Origin of the sequence: Ewingella sp. CoE-038-23 (assembly GCF_040419245.1) — a bacterium.
GTDB classification, from domain to species: Bacteria; Pseudomonadota; Gammaproteobacteria; order Enterobacterales; family Enterobacteriaceae; genus Ewingella; species Ewingella allii.
In genome coordinates this window covers 3,931,880-3,949,556 of sequence record NZ_JAZHOH010000001.1, presented here as the reverse complement: position 1 = coordinate 3,949,556, position 17,677 = coordinate 3,931,880, and the positions used below count along the sequence as shown (strand labels likewise).

The 17,677-nt window shown below is 54.9% G+C and carries 16 protein-coding genes; 9 read left to right on the top strand and 7 right to left on the bottom strand.

Annotation, left to right across the window (positions count from 1 at the left end; translation table 11 throughout):
• Positions 1-98: 98 nt before the first annotated feature.
• Complete coding sequence (gene tolC / locus V2154_RS18940) at positions 99-1,634, bottom strand: outer membrane channel protein TolC (RefSeq protein ID WP_353503446.1); 1,536 nt, start codon at positions 1,632-1,634, stop codon at positions 99-101.
• 227 nt (positions 1,635-1,861) lie between these two features.
• Between tolC and nudF the strand changes: the two genes are divergently transcribed.
• The 5 genes from nudF to parE all read left to right on the top strand — a co-directional run bounded on the left by nudF (position 1,862) and on the right by parE (position 6,388).
• Positions 1,862-2,494: an ADP-ribose diphosphatase gene (nudF, locus tag V2154_RS18935; RefSeq protein WP_353503445.1), complete on the top strand. Its 633-nt coding sequence runs from the start codon at positions 1,862-1,864 to the stop codon at positions 2,492-2,494.
• Positions 2,494-2,919 carry a DUF1249 family protein gene (locus tag V2154_RS18930; RefSeq protein WP_353503444.1) on the top strand — a complete coding sequence of 142 codons (426 nt, stop codon included), beginning with the start codon at positions 2,494-2,496 and terminating at the stop codon, positions 2,917-2,919. Before nudF ends, V2154_RS18930 begins: the two co-directional genes overlap by 1 nt.
• Positions 2,920-2,946: 27 nt before the next feature.
• Positions 2,947-3,777, top strand: a complete 831-nt coding sequence (gene cpdA / locus V2154_RS18925; RefSeq protein ID WP_353503443.1) for a 3',5'-cyclic-AMP phosphodiesterase — start codon at positions 2,947-2,949, stop codon at positions 3,775-3,777.
• Positions 3,774-4,355, top strand: a complete 582-nt coding sequence (gene yqiA / locus V2154_RS18920; RefSeq protein ID WP_353503442.1) for an esterase YqiA — start codon at positions 3,774-3,776, stop codon at positions 4,353-4,355. The genes cpdA and yqiA overlap by 4 nt, the downstream gene beginning before the upstream one ends.
• 137 nt (positions 4,356-4,492) lie before the next feature.
• Positions 4,493-6,388, top strand: coding sequence for a DNA topoisomerase IV subunit B (parE, locus tag V2154_RS18915; RefSeq protein ID WP_353503441.1), 1,896 nt, complete (start codon positions 4,493-4,495; stop codon positions 6,386-6,388).
• A gap of 104 nt (positions 6,389-6,492) precedes the next feature.
• Here the strand turns inward: parE and V2154_RS18910 are convergent, their stop codons facing one another.
• Positions 6,493-6,798 carry a putative quinol monooxygenase gene (locus tag V2154_RS18910; protein WP_353503440.1) on the bottom strand — a complete coding sequence of 102 codons (306 nt, stop codon included), beginning with the start codon at positions 6,796-6,798 and terminating at the stop codon, positions 6,493-6,495.
• 48 nt (positions 6,799-6,846) lie between these two features.
• Positions 6,847-7,434, bottom strand: coding sequence for an NAD(P)H-dependent oxidoreductase (locus tag V2154_RS18905; protein WP_185689185.1), 588 nt, complete (start codon positions 7,432-7,434; stop codon positions 6,847-6,849).
• Between the two features lie 330 nt (positions 7,435-7,764).
• Between V2154_RS18905 and parC the strand changes: the two genes are divergently transcribed.
• The 3 genes from parC to ftsP all read left to right on the top strand — a co-directional run bounded on the left by parC (position 7,765) and on the right by ftsP (position 12,496).
• Positions 7,765-10,038, top strand: a complete 2,274-nt coding sequence (gene parC, locus V2154_RS18900; protein ID WP_353503439.1) for a DNA topoisomerase IV subunit A — start codon at positions 7,765-7,767, stop codon at positions 10,036-10,038.
• A 225-nt stretch (positions 10,039-10,263) separates the two neighbouring features.
• A complete protein-coding gene (locus tag V2154_RS18895; RefSeq protein WP_353503438.1) occupies positions 10,264-11,007 on the top strand; it encodes a 1-acylglycerol-3-phosphate O-acyltransferase in 744 nt (247 codons plus the stop codon).
• Between the two features lie 73 nt (positions 11,008-11,080).
• On the top strand, positions 11,081-12,496 hold the full coding sequence (gene ftsP, locus V2154_RS18890; RefSeq protein ID WP_353503437.1) for a cell division protein FtsP: 1,416 nt from the start codon (positions 11,081-11,083) through the stop codon (positions 12,494-12,496).
• A gap of 65 nt (positions 12,497-12,561) precedes the next feature.
• Here ftsP and dkgA read toward each other — a convergent pair whose 3' ends face one another.
• Positions 12,562-13,383: a 2,5-didehydrogluconate reductase DkgA gene (gene dkgA / locus V2154_RS18885; RefSeq protein ID WP_185689188.1), complete on the bottom strand. Its 822-nt coding sequence runs from the start codon at positions 13,381-13,383 to the stop codon at positions 12,562-12,564.
• A 57-nt stretch (positions 13,384-13,440) separates the two neighbouring features.
• Positions 13,441-14,481, bottom strand: a complete 1,041-nt coding sequence (gene ahr, locus V2154_RS18880; RefSeq protein ID WP_353503436.1) for an NADPH-dependent aldehyde reductase Ahr — start codon at positions 14,479-14,481, stop codon at positions 13,441-13,443.
• A 184-nt stretch (positions 14,482-14,665) separates the two neighbouring features.
• Between ahr and V2154_RS18875 the strand changes: the two genes are divergently transcribed.
• Positions 14,666-15,592 (top strand): AraC family transcriptional regulator, encoded by a 927-nt coding sequence (locus V2154_RS18875; RefSeq protein ID WP_353503435.1) that lies wholly within the window; start codon positions 14,666-14,668, stop codon positions 15,590-15,592.
• 53 nt (positions 15,593-15,645) lie between these two features.
• Here V2154_RS18875 and V2154_RS18870 read toward each other — a convergent pair whose 3' ends face one another.
• Both V2154_RS18870 and metC read right to left on the bottom strand, forming a co-directional pair.
• The gene (locus V2154_RS18870; protein ID WP_353503434.1) at positions 15,646-16,338 is read right to left on the bottom strand and encodes a DedA family protein; all 693 of its coding nucleotides are present in this window, start codon (positions 16,336-16,338) and stop codon (positions 15,646-15,648) included.
• A 120-nt stretch (positions 16,339-16,458) separates the two neighbouring features.
• The gene (gene metC / locus V2154_RS18865; RefSeq protein WP_396131321.1) at positions 16,459-17,673 is read right to left on the bottom strand and encodes a cystathionine beta-lyase; all 1,215 of its coding nucleotides are present in this window, start codon (positions 17,671-17,673) and stop codon (positions 16,459-16,461) included.
• Positions 17,674-17,677: the final 4 nt, after the last annotated feature.

Genomic DNA, 17,677 nt, shown 5'->3' with positions numbered 1-17,677 from the left:
TTGTTACGAGACTTTACGAAAGGCTGTGACCCAGACAAAAAAAAGCGGCCTTTTTAGGCCGCTTATCGCAAAAGTAGGTTATTCCCTTTAAAACCAGATTAATTCTGGAAAGGATTCCCACTCTTCTTGGTCGTCGATGTGCTGCTACCTGAGTTAGCCGGAGTGCGGTTAACCACTGGGGAGCTAACCTGCTCTGCCCGAACCTGTGTAGCGGCCGGAGCAGCAGGAGTCTGGCTGCCGTTATAACCATCAGCGGAGGCATCTTGCTGTGGGTTTTCTGGCGCCACGGCTTCCGGCGTCGTTGGGATAGCTTTACCCAGGGTGCCGTTCAGCGCCAGCAGGTCATTCTCATTCAACGTACCTAACGCAGACTTAATGTTCAGCTGGTTAATCAGGTAGGTATAACGCGCAGAAGAGAGCTGTTGCTTGGCGTTGTACAGCGTGGTGGTGGCATCCAACACGTCAACGATAGTACGGGTACCCACTTGGTAGCCGGCTTCCATCGCGTCTAAGGAGCTTTGTGCAGAAACAACGGCTTGTTTGTAAGCGTTGATGCTACTGATTGACGCAGAAATGTTGTTGAAGGAAGAACGCACGGTCTGAACCACTGAACGATGCGCGCTTTCCAACTGCTCACTTGCGCCAACAAAGTTGTATTGCGCTTGTTTCACCTGAGAAGTCACCGACCCGCCGCTATACAGTGGCAGGGAGAAGCTCAGGCCAATTTTGTTCTGGCCCGCATCGGAATCTCGGGTGCTGGCAGATTCACCGGTGTTAGAACCGTTGTATTTGGTGTTGCTCACGCCAGTTGACGCGGTCAAATCGATAGTTGGCATGTGACCGGTTTGGGCGGAACGGATTTGCTCACGCGCCAAGTCCTGAGACAGACGGGCAGACAGCAGGCTCAGGTTGCGGTTTTCCGCTTCTTTCAGCAGGCCGGCGACCGGCTGTGGGCGCTGGGTGTTGAAATTGTTGATATTCAGAGAAGAGAGCTGCGGATAATAAACGCCGGTAACCTGACGCAGAGATTCCAGCGCGTTATCGAGGTTATTACGGGCAGTCACTTCGTTCGCCAACACGGTGTCGTATTGTGAACGGGCGTTTTGCACGTCGGTAATTGCCACCAGGCCCACGTTAAAACGTTGCGAGGTTTGGTCTAACTGACGGTAAATCGCTTGTTTCTGTGCTTCGGTATAAGACAGAGAGTCAATCGCGCTCAACACGTTGAAATAGGCTGTCGCCGAATCCAGGATCAGTTTCTGCTGATCAACCTGGAAGGAAACGTCCTGAATACCGGCTGCTTTTTCTTGCAGGGTCAGGGCACGCCATTTCGACATGTCAAAAATAGTCTGGGTCAATTGCAGAGACGCGCTGGTCTGGTTGCTGTTAACGCCATTCGCATCACGGTAGCCGTTGGTATAGTTATAATCCGCACCCAATCCGAGTTGCGGTAATAAAGGACTGCGAGCTTCGTTAATTTTTTCGAATGCAGCATCACGATCGGCTGCGGACTTGCGCAGATCCGGGTTACTTTCCCTGGCTTGCTGGTAGACCTGCATCAGGTTTTCAGCCTGGCTCATCGCGCTGAAGCCGCCCAGGCTCAGTCCGATTAGAAGGGGGAGCAGTTTCTTCATTTGCATTCCTTGTTGTGCAGCAATGTTGTTATGGTGACGCTGTCAAAATACCAATAGACGCGGATTCTAGCAGAGACTGGCAGAAGGACTGAGTGGCTTTACGTGCCTTCTCAGCCAAAGTGGTACAAATCTACCACAAACGTGCCTGATTATTATTAGCGCAATTTCATCAAATTGACCTCAAATGACGATAATTTGTCAGCAAAAGGTAATAAGGAAACAGCATTATGTCCCAAACGAAGGGTTCACCCGTTACTTTCGGCAAAGATGATGTAGAAATTATTGCACGTGAGACGCGATATAAAGGTTTTTTTTCAATCATTGCTTATCGATTCCGCCATCGTTTATTTAGCGGTGAAATGAGTGATGAAGTGGTTCGCGAAGTTTTTGAGCGCGGGCACGCCGCCGTCTTATTGCCCTATGATCCACAACGTGATGAAGTGGTGCTGATTGAACAGATTCGTATCCCAGCCATTGATTCCAGTGATACCCCTTGGCTTCTGGAGATGGTCGCCGGTATCATTGAGCCCGGCGAATCGGTCGAAGATGTCGCCCGGCGCGAAGCGCTGGAAGAAGCTAATATTGTTGTCGGTCGCTGCAAACCCGCGCTGAGTTACCTCGCGAGCCCGGGTGGAACCAGCGAACGGTTGTCGATTTTGGTCGGCGAAGTTGATGCGACAACAGCACAGGGAATTCACGGCCTTGCAGCCGAAAATGAGGACATCCGCGTGCATGTGGTAAGTCGTGAACAGGCTTATCGCTGGGTGGAGGAAGGAGTAATCGACAATGCGGCGTCAGTTATTGCACTTCAATGGCTGGCCCTGCACCATGAATCCCTGCGAAAAGAGTGGTCCAACTAATGATTAAGCGCTATACCCCTGATTTTCCTGAAATGATGAGATTGTGTGAAACCAATTTCGCACAACTACGTCGTTTGATGCCGCGTAATGATGAAGTGGGCGAAACGGCGACTTATCAGGTAAGTAGCGCAACCTACCGTCTGACCATTACTGAGTCTACGCGTTACACCACGCTGGTTGAAATCGAACAGACCGCCCCGGCGGTGAGCTACTGGAGCTTACCTTCGCTAACCGTGCGTCTTTACCACGACGCGATGGTTGCGGAAGTGTGTTCGACCCAGCAGATCTTTCGCTTCAAAGCACGCTATGATTATCCTAATAAAAAGTTGCATCAGCGTGACGAAAAGCATCAAATTAACCAGTTCCTTGCGGACTGGTTGCGTTATTGCCTTGCGCATGGAGCGATGGCCGTTCCGGTTTGTTAGACAGACTTCAATTACAAAGGATACGACTTGGAAAGCCTGTTTACACTGCCTTTGGTTAATGGGGCCAAAGTCAGAATTCTGCAAATTACCGATACCCATCTTTTCGCCGGTGAGAATGAAACGTTGCTGGGAGTGAATACTTTCCGCAGCTATCGCGCCGTGCTGGACGCCATAAAGGCGCAGAACCGTGGCATCGACATTATTGCCGCCACGGGCGATTTGGCACAGGATCAATCCCTGGATGCCTATCATCACTTTGCGCGCGGGATTAATGAGCTGTCCGCCCCCTGCGTCTGGCTGCCGGGAAACCATGATTTCCAGCCAGCCATGGTCGACGCCCTGCGCGAAGAGGGCATTCACCCGTCGAAACAGCTTCTTTTGGGGGATGACTGGCAGGTCATTCTGCTCGATACCCAAGTCTTCGGCGTCCCCCATGGCCATCTCAGCGAGTATCAGTTGGAGTGGATGGAGCGCTGCTTGCAGCAATATCCAGAGCGTTTCACGCTGATTATGCTGCATCATCACCCGCTGCCGTCAGGCTGCACGTGGCTGGATCAACACAGCCTGCGCAATGCCCATATGCTGGCGGACGTGTTGGCGAATTATCCCAAGGCCAATACCTTGTTGTGCGGCCATATTCACCAAGAGTTGGATCTCGATTGGCACGGCAAACGGCTGTACGCCACGCCTTCGACCTGCGTACAGTTCAAGCCTCACTGCACCAATTTCACCATTGATACCGCCGCGCCGGGCTGGCGCTACCTTGACCTCTACCCAGACGGCCGGGTGGAAACGCAGGTCATGCGCATTGAAAGCGATGAGTTCCGACCGGATAGTGATTCGGACGGCTACGAATGAGTACCTTACTCTACCTGCACGGTTTCAACAGTTCTCCCAACTCGGCAAAAGCGACCTTATTGAAAGATTGGCTGGCGGTACAGCATCCGCACATTGAGATGGTGGTGCCGCAGTTATCCCCTTTCCCGGCAGAAGCGGCGGAAGAGCTGGAGTCGCTGGTGATGCAAAAAGCCGGGCGCAAGCTGGGCATCGTAGGGTCTTCTCTCGGCGGCTATTACGCCACGTGGCTTTCGCAGTGCTTCACCGTGCCCGCAGTGGTGGTTAACCCCGCCGTGCGGCCTTTTGAGCTGCTTGTCGACTACCTTGGGCAGAATCAGAACCCCTACACCGGGCAGCAATATGTGTTAGAGTCACGCCACGTTTACGACCTGAAAGTGATGCAGGTTGAACCGCTGGAGTCCCCGGATTTACTCTGGCTGCTCCAGCAAATGGGTGATGAAACCCTCGATTACCGTCAGGCCGTGGCCTATTACACTGCGTGTCGGCAAACGGTCGAACCTGAGGGAAATCATAGTTTTGTCGGCTTCGAACGCTATTTTTCGCCGATTGTTGATTTCCTGGGGCTGGCGTCAGACTAACCTTTCAGAGCGAAGTATCTTCTGGTTTTTCCTGAGTCGCCGCCCGTGGGCATCTGCCCAGCGCACGCATTTGTACTTTTTTATACTATCGTTAGCCCACGTTAGCCCACCAACCTATGAGCCACGAATATTCAACGATGAGCCAATCAACTTATAACGCGGATTCCATAGAGGTCCTCAGCGGTCTTGAACCGGTGCGTCGTCGTCCCGGCATGTACACCGACACCACCCGCCCGAACCATCTGGGTCAGGAAGTCATCGATAACAGCGTCGATGAAGCATTAGCAGGCCACGCGCGCCGAATCGAAGTGATCCTCCATGCGGATCAATCTCTTGAAGTTATTGACGACGGGCGCGGTATGCCTGTGGACATTCACCCGGAAGAGGGTGTGCCTGCCGTTGAGCTGATTTTCTGTCGCTTGCACGCGGGCGGCAAATTCTCCAACAAAAACTACCAGTTCTCCGGCGGCCTTCACGGCGTGGGGATCTCCGTGGTCAACGCCTTGTCGACGCGTGTCGAAGTGGCGGTGAAACGCGGTGGAGAAGTCTATGAAATGGCGTTTGAGAACGGCGACAAAGTGCAGGATCTGCACGTCACCGGCACCTGCGGTAAACGCAACACTGGCACCAGCGTGCATTTCTGGCCGGACGTTAGCTTCTTTGACAGCCCGCGTTTTTCCGTTAGCCGCCTCAGCCATTTATTAAAAGCCAAAGCCGTGCTCTGCCCGGGCGTTGAGATCTTGTTCAAAGATAAAGTGAACAATACCGAGCAGCGCTGGTGCTATGAAGATGGCTTGACCGACTACCTGATGGAAGCCGTAAACGGCCTGATCACCCTGCCTGAAAAGGCTTTTGTGGGGGCTTTTGCCGGTGATGTGGAAGCCGTTGACTGGGCGCTGCTGTGGCTGCCTGAAGGTGGAGAACTGCTGACGGAAAGCTACGTCAACCTAATCCCAACCATGCAGGGCGGTACCCACGTCAATGGTCTGCGTCAGGGCTTGCTCGACGCCATGCGCGAGTTCTGCGAATTCCGCAATATTCTGCCGCGCGGCGTCAAGCTGTCGGCGGAAGATATCTGGGAGCGCTGTGCCTACGTGCTCTCGGTGAAAATGCAGGACCCGCAGTTTGCCGGCCAGACCAAAGAGCGTCTCTCTTCTCGCCAGTGCGCGGCTTTCGTCTCGGGCGTGGTGAAAGATGCCTTTAGCCTGTGGCTGAACCAGAACGTGCAGGCCGCCGAGCAGCTGGCCGAACTCTGTATTTCCAGCGCCCAGCGCCGTCTGCGCGCCGCCAAGAAAGTGGTGCGTAAGAAACTGACCAGCGGCCCCGCGCTGCCGGGCAAGTTGGCCGACTGTACTTCGCAGGATCTGAACATGACCGAACTCTTCCTGGTGGAAGGGGACTCGGCAGGCGGATCCGCCAAGCAGGCGCGCGATCGCGAATATCAGGCGATCATGCCGCTGAAGGGTAAGATCCTGAATACGTGGGAAGTCTCTTCCGACGAAGTGCTGGCTTCGCAAGAAGTTCACGACATTTCGGTGGCGATCGGCATCGATCCGGATAGCGAAGATTTGACCCAGCTGCGCTACGGCAAAGTCTGTATCCTCGCGGATGCTGACTCCGACGGCCTGCACATCGCCACGCTGCTGTGCGCGCTGTTTGTCCGCCACTTCCGCTCGCTGGTGCGCGGCGGCCACGTCTATGTGGCCATGCCGCCTCTCTACCGTATCGACTTGGGCAAAGAAGTGTTCTACGCCCTCGACGAGCAGGAGAAAGAGGGTGTGCTGGAGCAGCTGAAGCGTAAGAAGGGCAAGCCGAACGTCCAGCGCTTCAAAGGTCTGGGTGAGATGAACCCGCTGCAACTGCGCGAAACCACGCTCGACCCTAATACGCGCCGTCTGGTGCAGCTGACCATTGACGAAGAAAATGTCGATCAAACCCTGCGCATGATGGACATGCTGCTGGCCAAGAAGCGTTCAGAAGACCGCCGCAACTGGTTGCAGGAAAAAGGCGATACCGCAGAATTAGACGTTTAATTTCAGCGTCGCCATAAAAAAACGCCGGGGCTTTGCCGCTCCGGCGTTTTTGTTTCAATCTATCGGCGATGCTGCTAAAAGTAGCAGCTAGCGCCAGCCGGTGATCAGGCTTTTTCGATGATGTTGATCACCACATCTTGCACGTCAGCCTTGATGTTTTCGCGGTGCGCGTTCATGTGCGCAGCCTGCTGGTGTGCTTCGAGGTGCGCGAGGCTTTCCCACTCTTCCACCATGAAAACAGAATCTGGTGCGCTTTTGCGCCACGGGATCTGGCCGCTGAAATCAGTGAAAGGATCGTAGCGGTGACAACCCTCTTCGGCCAGCACGCTTGGCAGCAGGGCGTTGATCTTTTCCAGAACCGCGTCGCGGCGGCCCGGTTTCATGATGATTTCAGCAATAACAGTGATCATAACAACCTCTTGTTTGAAACCTGACAGGCTTCTCAATGAACCTCTAAACTATGCGCGACCAAACACATTTTCAAGGTGTGCGCGATATGCAGCGAAATAACCGTCGATATCAGGCTGTTTAATCACGTCATTACAGATAAAGGTCGGCAGGCCGTGCATACCCAGGAACTGATTAGCTTTGTGCTGCGCCAGATACACGCCGTCGACGCCCACGCCGTGGAAGAACTGCTCTTTATCTTCGAAAGCTTCCAGCGGAGCATTCCAGGTCAGAGAAAGCATGTAGCTTTTGCCTTGCAGCAGGCCGCCTGAGCCGTATTTCTGCGATGCGTCTGAACGGGTGCGGCCATCGCTGGCGTACAGCTTGCCGTGGCCTTCGGTGAAGATTTCATCGACGTATTTTTTCAGCGTCCACGGCATACCCATCCACCAGCCCGGCTGCTGATAAATCACAGTGTCGGCCCACAGGTAGCTTTCGATCTCGGTCTGGATGTCATAACCCTCTTCAAGGGTAGTCACGCGCACGTCGTGTCCGGCTTCGGTCAGGACGGAGTGGGCGAGTTTGGTCAGGCTAATGTTCAATGCGCCTTTTGAGTGGGCAAAGGTTTTACCTGCGTTAATAATCAAAATGTTGCTCATAAGTACTGCCTCATTGGTAAACTGTTGTCCAACAGTTTACTGAAGCATTGGCCTGAGAAAAATGTGCGCTACAGCACAAGACTATGGACTAAAATGCAATAAACCAGCGCGAACCTGCCTGTTTTTATCATTTAATGCCCTTTTATCGCTCGGCCAGCCGTGCAGCCTTCGGCGCGCAGGTTTTGTAATTCTGTCTATAAAGAGAGTGGCTGTGACAGTCATGCGCCGGATGATGTACTATCGCCAACATTATTGCCTCGTGGCACGCCCGCGAGCGTAAGCTTTCTAAATATAGAAACCATCACGCCACGGTTTTGAGGATGAAACATAATGAGCGAAATAACTCATGACGGGACAGAGCGCCTAGCTCTGCACACGTTTACTGAGAACGCCTATCTCAACTATTCCATGTACGTGATCATGGACCGCGCGCTGCCGTTTATCGGTGACGGCCTCAAGCCGGTTCAGCGCCGTATCATTTATGCGATGTCCGAACTTGGCCTGAATAACAACGCGAAATTCAAGAAATCGGCACGTACCGTCGGTGACGTATTAGGTAAATATCACCCGCACGGTGACAGCGCTTGTTATGAAGCGATGGTGCTGATGGCGCAGCCGTTCTCTTACCGCTACCCGCTGGTGGATGGTCAGGGGAACTGGGGTGCGCCGGATGATCCTAAGTCCTTCGCCGCCATGCGTTATACCGAATCACGCCTGTCGAAGTACGCCGATGTTCTGCTGCGCGAGCTGGGTCAGGGCACCGTGGACTACGTGCCGAACTTCGATGGCACCATGCAAGAGCCAAAAACCTTGCCTGCGCGCCTGCCGAATATCCTGCTCAACGGCACCACGGGGATTGCCGTGGGCATGGCGACGGATATCCCGCCGCACAACATCCGCGAAGTGGCCGCCGCTGCCGTCGCCCTGCTGGAAAAGCCGGGCAGCTCGCTGGAAGATTTGTTGGAGTTCGTGCAGGGGCCTGACTTCCCAACCGAAGCCGAAATCATTACGCCGCGTAACGAAATTCGTAAAATTTACGAGTCCGGCAAAGGCTCGGTGCGCATGCGCGCCGTGTGGAATAAAGAAGACGGCAGCGCGGTGATCACCGCCTTGCCGCATCAGGTTTCTGGCGCGAAAGTGCTGGAGCAGATCGCCAACCAAATGCGCAACAAAAAGCTGCCAATGGTTGAAGATTTGCGTGACGAATCTGACCACGAGAATCCGACGCGTCTGGTTATCGTGCCGCGCTCCAACCGTGTGGATCTGGATCAGGTGATGAATCACCTGTTCGCCACCACCGATCTGGAACGCAGCTATCGCATCAACATGAACATGATTGGCCTCGACAACCGTCCTTCGGTGAAAGGGCTGGTTGAGATCCTGCGCGAATGGCTGGACTACCGCCGCGAAACGGTGCGTCGCCGCCTGAACTATCGCCTCGATAAAGTGCTCAAGCGTCTGCATATCCTTGAAGGTTTGCTGATTGCCTTCCTCAATATCGACGAAGTCATTCATATCATTCGTACCGAAGATGAGCCGAAGCCGGTGCTGATGGCGCGTTTTGAGCTGAGTGAGACGCAGGCAGAAGCCATTCTCGAGTTGAAATTGCGCCACTTGGCAAAACTCGAAGAGATGAAGATTCGCGGCGAGCAGGACGAACTGGCGAAAGAGCGCGATCAGCTGCAAGCGTTGTTGGGTTCTGAGCGCAAGCTGAGCACTTTGATTCGTAAAGAGATTCAGGCCGACGCCGAAGCCTATGGCGACGACCGCCGCTCGCCAATTACCGAGCGCGAAGAAGCCAAAGCCATGAGCGAGCACGACTTCGTGCCTTCTGAGCCTGTGACTATCGTCCTGTCCGAAATGGGCTGGGTGCGCAGTGCGAAAGGCCATGATATCGACGCCAGCGGGCTAAGCTACAAAGCGGGGGACAGCTTCCGCGCCGCCGCTAAAGGTAAGAGTAACCAGCCGGTGGTGTTTATCGACTCCACCGGGCGCAGTTATGCGCTGGACCCAACCACGCTGCCATCGGCGCGCGGGCAGGGCGAGCCATTAACCGGCAAGCTGACACCGCCACCGGGTGCTACTATTGAACAAGTGTTGATGGCCGCTGACGACCAGAAACTGTTGATGGCTTCGGACGCGGGCTACGGCTTCGTTTGTACCTTCAATGATCTGGTGGCGCGTAACCGCGCCGGTAAAGCGATGATCACCTTGCCGGACAACGCTAAGGCGCTGCCGCCAATCGAATTGCACGGCGAAGACGACATGTTGCTGTCTATCACCGCTGCCGGTCGTATGCTGCTGTTCCCGGTTGCCGACCTGCCGCAGCTGTCGAAGGGCAAAGGTAATAAAATTGTTTCAATTCCTGCGGCGCAGGCGGCGTCGGGCGAAGACAAACTGGTGTGGTTGCTGGTGTTAGCGCCGCAAACTTCGCTAACCTTGTATGTCGGTAAGCGTAAATTGACCCTGCGTCCGGAAGAGCTACAGAAATTCCGTGCAGAACGTGGCCGTAAAGGAACCCTGTTGCCGCGCGGCTTGCAGCGCATAGACCGTGTCGAAGTGGATTCCCCGGTAGTAAAATCATCAGGTAACAGCGAAGAGTAATTCGCTGAAGCCGAGAGTAAATGCTGAATTATTCAGGGCACCTTTGTGCCCTGAATGCTTTACAAAACTCCGCGAATTTGAAGTTGTTGCCTAGCGCAAAAATTTTACAAATGTATCAACAAAACCGTTGTGTCATGCTGGCTGAGGCCTGAGAATAGCCCGGCGCAGAGGGAAGGGAGCCGCAAGACGTCTTGCCTGCTTCGGCTGTATGCTTAAGAGGATGTTATGTTATTTATTTTGCGTCTGATCATCGTCGTTCTTTATTCAATTCTGCTAAGTATTTTGGGTTGTATCTACTGCCTGTTTAGCCCGCGAAATCCAAAACACGTGGCGACATTTGGTCATATGTTCGGGCGCCTGGCCCCGGTGCTGGGTATTACCGTTGAAAAACGTATCCCAGCCGAAGCGGCGCATTATGGTAAATGCATTTATATTGCTAACCACCAGAACAACTTCGACATGGTGACTGCCTCAAGCGTGGTGCAGCCGCGTACAGTGACCGTGGGTAAAAAGAGTCTGGTGTGGATCCCGTTCTTCGGCCAACTATACTGGCTGACGGGCAACTTGTTGATTGACCGTGATAACCGCGCCAAAGCGCACGGCACCATCTCGCAGGTGGTTAATCACATCAACAAGAAGAACATTTCGATTTGGATGTTCCCGGAAGGGACCCGCAGCCGCGGTCGTGGCCTGATGCCATTCAAAACCGGCGCTTTCCATGCGGCGATTTCAGCCGGCGTGCCTATCGTGCCCATTTGTGTTTCCAACACCAGCAATAAAATTAAATTAAACCGTTGGTCAAACGGTCTGGTGATTGTAGAGATGCTGCCGCCGGTGGACACCTCCCAGTACGGCAAAGAGCGTCTGCGCGACCTGTCTAACCACTGCCATCAGATCATGGCGGATAAAATTGCCGAGCTGGATGCTGAAGTTGCCCAGCGTGAAGCCGCGGCAAAAGCCAAAAAGTAAACCTTTTCCGCCTGCCGCCAATGAAGGTAGCAGGCGATTTACACAGCTTTGATTTTGTTTTCATGGAGAAGATATGTCACTCAGTCGTCGCTCATTCCTGCAAGCAACCGGCGTGGCTTTAGCCGCGGGCGCGTTGCCACTGAGGGCAAATGCGAATGGACCGCAGCCTGTTTTACCCGTTCCACCGCTTATCGAATCCCGTCGTGGCCAGCCGCTGTTTCTGACCATGCAAGCTGCGCACTGGTCATTCCTTGGCGGCAATAAGGCACCCGTTTGGGGCTTTAACGGCATGTACCTTGGGCCGACGGTGCGCGTCTACAACGGCGACGACGTCAAACTTATCTACAGCAACCGCCTGTCTGAATCTGTCTCAATGACCGTCAGCGGCTTGCAGGTACCCGGCACCCTGAGCGGCGGTGCGGCGCGCATGATTTCGCCCAACGTCGACTGGTCCCCGGTGCTGCCCATTCGTCAGGCCGCTGCCACCTGCTGGTATCACGCCAACACGCCAAATCGCATGGCGCCGCACGTCTATAACGGGCTGGCGGGCATGTGGCTGGTGGAAGATGAATTCAGCAAAAACCTGCCGTTGCCGAACCACTACGGCGTGGACGATTTCCCGATTATCATTCAAGACAAGCGTCTGGATAACTTCGGCGTGCCGCAGTACGACATGCCTTCTTCCGGCGGCTTTATTGGCGACACCATGCTGGTTAACGGCGTGCAAAGCCCCTATGTCGAAGTGTCACGCGGCTGGGTGCGCCTGCGCCTGCTCAACGCGTCCAATGCCCGTCGTTATGAGTTGAGCATGACCGACAACCGCGCGTTCCACGTGATTGGCTCGGACCTCGGTTTCCTGCCCGCGCCGGTCACCGTCCAGCGGCTGTCGCTGGCACCGGGCGAGCGCCGCGAAGTGCTGATCGATATGTCGCAGGGCGACGAAGTGTCCATCACAGCCGGTGAAGCGGCGAGCGTGATGCAGCGTCTTCGCGGCCTGTTCGAGCCGTCAAGCATTCTGGTTTCCACCCTGGTGCTAACCTTAAAACCGACCGGCCTGCTGCCGCTGGTGACTGACAACCTGCCAATGCGCTTGCTGGCGGACCAGATCCTTGGCGGCAGCGTGGCGCGCACCCGTGAGTTCCGTCTGGGCGACAGTCAGCCGGGCATTAATGGTTCCATCTGGGACATCAACCGTATTGATACTACCGTTCAGCAAGGCTCGTGGGAGCGCTGGAATATCCACGCTGACCTGCCGCAGTCCTTTACCGTGCAGGGCGTCTCCTTCCTGGTGAAAAGCGTCAACGGCGCCGCGCCGCTGATTGAAGATGCCGGTTTCAAAGACACGGTGTGGGTGGATGGCGACGTGGAACTGCTGGTGTACTTCAATCAGGCGTCGTTCGAGCACTTCCCGTTCCTGTACCAGAGCGGCACGCTGGAGATGGCGGATCGCGGGTCGACCGGGCAAATGCTCGCAACGCTGTCGATGTAGCTTCACAGATTAATGGACATAAAAAAACCCGCCTCGGCGGGTTTTTGCTTTTGAGCACGGCTCAGTTACATGGTGTCAGGGTCCGGGCCTAAGCGTTTGTTCAGATCCAACTTGGCGATCTCCGCCAGTTCTTCTCTTTCCAGTTTGAAATCAAATACGTCGAAGTTTTCATGGATGCGTTTAGGCGTTACTGACTTAGGAATCACAATCAAACCATTGTCGAGGTGCCAGCGGATCACCACTTGCGCCGGGGTTTTCTCGTATTTCTCAGCCAGTTTCTGGATCAGCGCCTGATCGAATACCCCTTCGCCACCCTGAGCCAGCGGGCTCCAGGATTCCGTCGCGATATTATGGGTGGCATTCCACGCGTGAAGCTGGCGCTGTTGCAGCATAGGGTGCAGCTCAATCTGGTTCACCACCGGGAAGATGCCGGTTTCGTCTTTCAGCTTTTGCAGGTGGGGAATGTTGAAGTTACACACGCCGACGCTTTTCGCCAGACCCTGCTCTTTCAGCTTAAGGATCTGCTTCCAGGCTTCGACATAGTTACCTTCGTCCGGCTTCGGCCAGTGGATCAAATAGAGATCGACATAGTCCAGACGCAGCTTCTTCAGGCTCTCCTCGAGGGCTTTCTCAGCATGCAGCTGATCGTCATTCCACAGTTTGGTGGTGATGAACAGCTCTTCGCGCGGCACCTTAATGCCACTCAGTGCTTCGCCGACGCCTTCCTCGTTTTTATAAATGGCAGCAGTATCAATGTGGCGGTAGCCGGCATTGATGGCCGTCGTCACAGCATTGCTTGCCTCTTCGTTACTGGCTTTCCATACGCCGAGTCCGAGCTGCGGCATCTTGTTGCCATCGTGAAGCTTGATGTTGGGTTGCGTTGCCATGAGTTTCTCCTTTACGGGTTTAACTAAGTTAGCTAATTACTTTGACTGCAGTTTTTATCATGCGTTCATATCTAGAATGACTCGGTAGCGCGCCTTGCCATCCTCCAAGTGCTTCACAGCATCATTGATTTTGCTGATAGGGAAGTGCTCGACCTGAGGGGTGATCTGATGACGGGCGCAGAACGCGAGCATATCCGCCAGACGTGACGGGGAGCCGGTGGGTGAACCGGAAATTTCGGCCTGTTTGCTGATGAGCGCCATAACGTGCACCGGCACGGCTTCAGGCACGACGCCAACAAAGTGCAGACGGCCTTTCGGTGCGAGAGTGGCGATAATGGCATCCCAATCCAGCGAGGCATTGGCGGTGACCATAATGAAGTCCAGCTGACCGGCGATCTTCTTCAAATCCGCCTGGTCGCGGGTGGCAATAACGCGGTGCGCGCCGAGGGAAAGGGCTTCATCGCGCTTGGCCGTTGATGAGGTAAATGCCGTCACTTCGCAGCCCCACGCGTTGAGGAAGCGCACCGCCATATGGCCCAAACCGCCGATGCCGATCACCCCCACGCGATGGGTTGGCAGCACGCCAAATTGCAGTAACGGGTTGAAAACGGTAATACCGCCGCAGAACAGCGGACCGGCGCTGGTGACCTCTACGCCTTCTGGCAGGGGGATAGCCCACGCCCAGTGACTGCGAATTTTATCGGCAAAGCCGCCGTGATGGCCGATGATGGTCGCTTCGACATCGTGGCACAGATGCTGGTCGCCCGAAATACAGGGATGGCAGTGCATACAGCTGCCGCGATTCCAGCCTACGCCGACCGTTTGCCCGACTTTCAACCCTTTATTGCGCGCGTGGTCACCCAATTTGGTGATTTTCCCCACCACTTCGTGTCCCGGAACAAAGGGGTATTGCGTGATCCCCCAGTCATTATTCAACATCGACAGATCAGAGTGGCACACGCCACAGTAATCAATGGCGACTTCAATCTCTTCATCACCGATAGGGCCAGCGTCGAAAGCAAACTTCTCCAGTGGGCTGCCTGCACTGGCGGCGGCCCAGGCATTAAAGGTATTTTCTGCGGCTTTAGATCCGGACATAACTCTCTCCAATCTTGTGATTTACTCATAAAGCCTAGCAGCTAACCTTGGTTCTGCTGGTTTCAGATGTGACTAAGTGATGCCCATTTCTGCCTAAGACTTGCCTGTTTCTACTGGCGACTGTAGAAAGCCGCGCGCGCGTGGCAGAATTAATGCCGGATCATTGAAAGTGAGGAAGGTCAGAATGGAATATGTTGAGCGTCTTTGCTCGAATCTGGCGGCACAGGTTGCGCGGATGAGTAGCGATAAGTTTCTCCACCATTCGACAGTGCCGCAGGTCACGCTGATGTATGCCGAAAAGCATCATCCGCGTACGCCCGTGCTCTACAACCCCGGAATAGTGATTCTGTTTCAGGGCAGCAAGGTTGGCTATCTGGGCAAGCGCACTTTCTCCTATGACCCGAAAAATTACCTGATGCTCACGGTGCCCTTGCCCTTTGAATGCGAAACCTTCGCCAGCGCCGAGCAGCCGATGGCCGGGATCCAGATCAGTATCAATACCGTGATGCTGCAAGATTTACTGATGGATATGGAAGAGGCGGGCTTTTCCGGGCAGAAGGATCAATCCTCGGGCATCAGCTCGGGCGTGCTGGATGAAGACATTCTTTGCGCCGCCGAGCGCCTGCTGGATTCGATGGAAAAGCCGCTGCGCGCCAAAGTACTTGGCCCGCAGATCATCCGCGAAATCCTGTTCATGGTGCTGACTAGCGACAATGGCGGGGCGCTACAGGCCTTGGTGAACCGTCATACGCACTTCAGCCAGATCTCCAAAGCCTTGCGCCGCATTGAAACGCAATATGCGGAGAACCTGAGCGTGGAGCTGCTGGCCAGCGAAGTAAACATGAGCGTGTCGGCCTTCCACCATAATTTCAAAGCCGTCACCAGCACCTCGCCGCTGCAATATCTGAAAACCTATAGGTTACACAAGGCACGGATGATGATGATGTACGACGGTTTGAAGGCCAGCGCCGCGGCCCTGCGCGTGGGCTATGAGAGTGCTTCGCAGTTTAGCCGGGAGTTTAAACGCTACTTTGGCGTGACGCCGAGTGATGAAATTGCTCGTGCGCGGGAGAATAATGCCCTGCCGCTGGCCGGGACGCTCGCCGGTTAAAGCTGGCGACAGGCGACTTGCTATAAATACTGCGACAGATAAAAAGAAACCCGCTACTCGGCGGGTTTAGTTTTTGTGGAGCAGGCGGCAATGCGGCATTTGCGTTTCTTCCATATCACCAGCAGCCCGCCGACCAAGCCAATCACCAGCAACAGCACGGGTAAAATCATCAGCCCGGCCATCACCTGATCCTCGTGGCGTTTAACCAGCGGGATTTGGCTCAGGGCGTACCCCAAAGTGACCAAGGCTCCCACCCACAACAGCGCGCTTAGCCAGTTGAACAGCTGGAAACGGGCATTACTCAGGCCTGAAATACCGGCCATGGTAGGCAGCAGGGTGCGGACAAACGCCAGAAAGCGACCCACCAGCAGCGCGGTTAAACCGTGCTGGATAAACATCTGATGCGCCCGCTGGTGATAGTGCGTGGGGAGTTGCAGCAGCCAGCCGCGCACCACTTTGGTGTGGCCGAGCCAGCGCCCCTGAAGGTAACTCAGCCAGCAGCCAAGACTTGCCGCCACCACCAGAATAATCAGAGTAGGGACAAAGCTCATCACGCCACGGGCAATCAGCGCGCCGGTCAGCAGCAGCAGGCTGTCCCCCGGCAGAAATGAAGCTGGGAGCAGACCATTTTCCAGAAACAGAGTGATAAATAATACGGCGTACACCACCCAAAGAACCTTCGGATCGGCGAGAACGCTAAAGTCATGCTGCCAGAGTGCATGAAGGATATCGATAAGTACTGCCATAGTCTGTCCTGTCAGAGTGCTGAAAAACGACAACGTGGCTAGTGTAACGCAGATCCGCACCCCGTGGGTTGATCTGTCATAGACAGAAAGCACCCAAAACCGTGCCTTCTGTAACAATCCTTATACTGAAGTGGCAATGCGTGCGAAACCGGCGTCCAGATCTTCAATCAGATCTTCGACGTTCTCCAGCCCGATGTGCAAGCGCACCAGCGTGCCGGTGAAATCCACGGTTTCCGCCGGGCGAATGGCTTGAATCTCTTCTGGCTGATTAGCCAAAATCAGTGATTCAAAGCCGCCCCACGAGTAGGCCATGCTGAAATGCGCGAAGTTGTCGAGATAGTCCGCCAGCTGTTGGCCGTTCAGGCGATCTTTCAGCACGAAGGAGAACAGGCCGCAGCTGCCGGTGAAATCTCGCTTCCAGAACTCATGGCCCTTACTGCCCGGCAGCGCAGGGTGATTGACCACCGCCACTTCAGGCCGTTCGCTTAGCCACTGCGCCACGCGAATGCTGCTCTCTTCATGCTGGCGTAGGCGGATGCCCAGCGTGCGCAGGCCGCGGCTGGCGACATAGGCGGTGTCGGCATCCACCATTTGGCCCATCAGATAAGAGTGCTCGCGAAGCTGCTCCCAGCAGCGCTCGTTGGCCACGGCGGTGCCGATCATCGCGTCGGAGTGGCCGATGATGTACTTGGTGCCCGCCTGAATGGAAATATCGATGTCGAAATCCAGTGCTTTAAACAGAATGCCCGCCGCCCAAGTATTGTCGATCATGATGATCACCTCTGGCGACACGGCGCGAACCGCGCGCACCATCGCGGGCAGATCCGGCATCTCCATGGTGATCGAGCCGGGCGCTTCGAGGAACACCACTTTGGTGTTGGGCTGCATCAGGGAGCCAAGGTTTTCGCCGATATCCGCCGGGAAATAGGTGGTGCTGACGCCAAGCTTGCGCAGCACTTTTTCGGCGAAGTCTTGGGTCGGCTCATAGGCCGAGCTGGCCACCAGAATGTGGTCGCCGGTGGAGACAAACGACAGGATGGCGTTGCTGACCGCCGCCGCGCCGCAAGGGTAGAGCACGCAGCCCGCGCCACCTTCCAGCTCGACCATGGCTTGCTGGAATGAGAAGTGAGTCAGGGTGCCGCGACGGCCATAAAACAGCTCGCCGTTGGCGCGATTCTTGGTGGCAAACTTCTTCTCTTCTACCGAGTTAAACACCAGAGAAGAGGCGCGCTGGATCACGGCATTGACCGAGCCCAGCGTATATTTTTTGTCGCGCCCGGCGCTGACCAAAGTGGTTTCAATTTTTTTGGAAGAGATGGCTTTCTTAGAAGACATGATG